2 protein-coding genes and 1 pseudogene are annotated in these 2349 nt (G+C 53.6%); 2 read left to right on the top strand and 1 reads right to left on the bottom strand.

Going from position 1 to position 2349, the window contains the following annotated elements; translation table 11 throughout:
* Positions 1-76: 76 nt before the first annotated feature.
* Positions 77-454: pseudogene (locus tag OKC40_RS22200) on the bottom strand (DUF4158 domain-containing protein); the annotation flags it as partial.
* A gap of 162 nt (positions 455-616) precedes the next feature.
* Here OKC40_RS22200 and OKC40_RS22195 point away from each other — a divergent pair.
* Positions 617-1174, top strand: a complete 558-nt coding sequence (locus tag OKC40_RS22195) for a recombinase family protein (RefSeq protein WP_001217881.1) — start codon at positions 617-619, stop codon at positions 1172-1174.
* 122 nt (positions 1175-1296) lie between these two features.
* A complete protein-coding gene (locus OKC40_RS22190; protein ID WP_013213985.1) occupies positions 1297-2277 on the top strand; it encodes an IS481-like element ISKpn27 family transposase in 981 nt (326 codons plus the stop codon).
* Positions 2278-2349: the final 72 nt, after the last annotated feature.

The following is a 2349-nucleotide window of genomic DNA, read 5'->3' as shown; positions in this document are numbered from 1 at the left end:
AGGCAGAGAAAATCCAAGCAAAACAACACGTTAGACGGTATTATTAATTCGCTTGCCGCTTAAGGTTCTGTACATGAAGGCGAAATGTCCAGGGCCAGGCAAATTCACGATACTGATAGTGCTGACGTATCAGCGCTGCATGCTCACGGCGGGTATTTTCCCTCTGACCGTATTCTGCAAGAACGGTGATATCACGAATCCCGAGCTGTCTGGCGGTAAAATGCCGGACGCCGGAAGGAATATGATTCATATCGGTGAGGAAGGTGCCCAGAAAACGGACACATCCAATTTGCAGGGCAATGCCCAGACGGTTGTGATCACCTCTGCTTTTTCCGATAAATTCCTTGTCTGCTTCATCAAGATGAAAATATCGTGCCAGCTGAAGCTCATCCGGTTCACCGGTGAATCTGCCATAGCTTTCAGTCTGCTCAGTGGTCAGAAAGTCAACGGGCATATCGGCCTCCCTGCCTGACGGGCATTTAGTAACATTTTTGCAACCGTCCGAAATGTTATAAATTATCAGACATAGTAAAACGGCTTCGTTTGAGTGTCCATTAAATCGTCATTTTGGCATAATAGACACATCGTGTCTGATATTCGATTTAAGGTACATTTTATGCGAATTTTTGGTTATGCGCGGGTCTCAACCAGCCAGCAGTCCCTCGATATTCAGATCAGAGCGCTCAAAGATGCAGGGGTAAAAGCTAACCGCATCTTTACCGACAAGGCATCCGGCAGTTCAACAGATCGGGAAGGGCTGGATTTGCTGAGGATGAAGGTGGAGGAAGGTGATGTCATTCTGGTGAAGAAGCTCGACCGTCTTGGCCGCGACACCGCCGACATGATCCAACTGATAAAAGAGTTTGATGCTCAGGGTGTCGCGGTTCGGTTTATTGACGACGGGATCAGTACCGACGGTGATATGGGGCAAATGGTGGTCACCATCCTGTCGGCTGTGGCACAAGCTGAACGCCGGAGGATCCTAGAGCGCACGAATGAGGGCCGACAGGAAGCAAAGCTGAAAGGAATCAAATTTGGCCGCAGGCGTACCGTGGACAGGAACGTCGTGCTGACGCTTCATCAGAAGGGCACTGGTGCAACGGAAATTGCTCATCAGCTCAGTATTGCCCGCTCCACGGTTTATAAAATTCTTGAAGACGAAAGGGCCTCGTGATACGCCTATTTTTATAGGTGTCTGGACTCGTGGGATCATGTACCCATGCGTAGCTGGCCGCTCTTCAAGGCCAGACACGTTTTGCGTACACTGTTCCAATCCGACTCTTCACTGGCAACTCGATGACCCAGGCACTGCACAGCCAAGCCCGTACTACCCACCTGATCCGTGAGGAAATCAGGAACTCGACGCTCCCGCAGGCCGAACTGGCCAGGATGTACAACGTCACCCGCCAAACCATCCGAAAGTGGCAAAACCGCGAGTCTCCTGAAGACAAGTCGCATGCGCCGAACAAGATGTACACGACGCTCACGCCCGAGCAGGAGCTCATCGTGGTGGAGCTGCGCAAGACGTTGCTGCTGCCCACGGACGACCTGCTGGCGGTCACGCGCGAGTTCATCAATCCAGCCGTCTCGCGTGCCGGCCTGGGACGTTGCCTGCGCCGCCACGGTGTCTCGGATCTACGTAACCTGGTCGAGCAGGAAGGCACTGCGCCCGCCACGAAAAAGACCTTCAAGGACTACGAGCCGGGCTTTGTGCACATCGACATCAAGTACCTGCCGCAGATGCCCGACGAGACGGCAAGGCGCTATCTCTTCGTTGCCATCGACCGTGCTACGCGCTGGGTCTTCATCGAGCTCTATGCCGACCAGACCGATGGCAGCAGTGGCGACTTCCTCAACAAAGTCCAGCAAGCCTGTCCCGTCAAGATCGTCAAGCTTCTGACCGACAACGGCAGCCAGTTCACCGACCGCTTCACGGCTGGCGGCAAGAAGAAGGAACCCAGCGGCACACACGTGTTCGACCGCCTGTGCAAGCAGCTCGGCATCGAGCACCGGCTCATCCCGCCTCGTCATCCGCAGACCAACGGCATGGTGGAGCGCTTCAACGGTCGTATCAGCGACATCGTCAACCAGACCCGTTTTGGTTCAGCTGCCGAACTGGAATCGACGCTGCGCAATTACGTCAAGATCTACAACCACAGCATTCCGCAACGCGCGCTCCAACACAAAACACCCGTTCAGGCGCTCAAGGAATGGCATGAAAAACGCCCTGAATTGTTCAGGAAACGCGTGTATAACCAGCCGGGTCTTGACATATAGGTTAATGTCATGATAATAATGGTTTCTTAGACGTCAGGTGGCACTTTTCGGGGAAATGTGCGCGGAACCCCT

The sequence above is a fragment of the Aeromonas sp. QDB11 genome (assembly GCF_027705265.1).
GTDB classification, from domain to species: domain Bacteria; phylum Pseudomonadota; class Gammaproteobacteria; order Enterobacterales; family Aeromonadaceae; genus Aeromonas; species Aeromonas allosaccharophila.
The sequence above is the reverse complement of the archived record's forward strand: the minus strand, read 5'-3'. Positions and strand labels throughout refer to the sequence as shown.

Coding starts and splice junctions, on each gene's coding strand:
- OKC40_RS22195 (WP_001217881.1), top strand. CDS start 617: ATGCGAATTTTTGGTTATGCGCGGGTCTCAACCAGCCAGCAGTCCCTC.
- OKC40_RS22190 (WP_013213985.1), top strand. CDS start 1,297: ATGACCCAGGCACTGCACAGCCAAGCCCGTACTACCCACCTGATCCGT.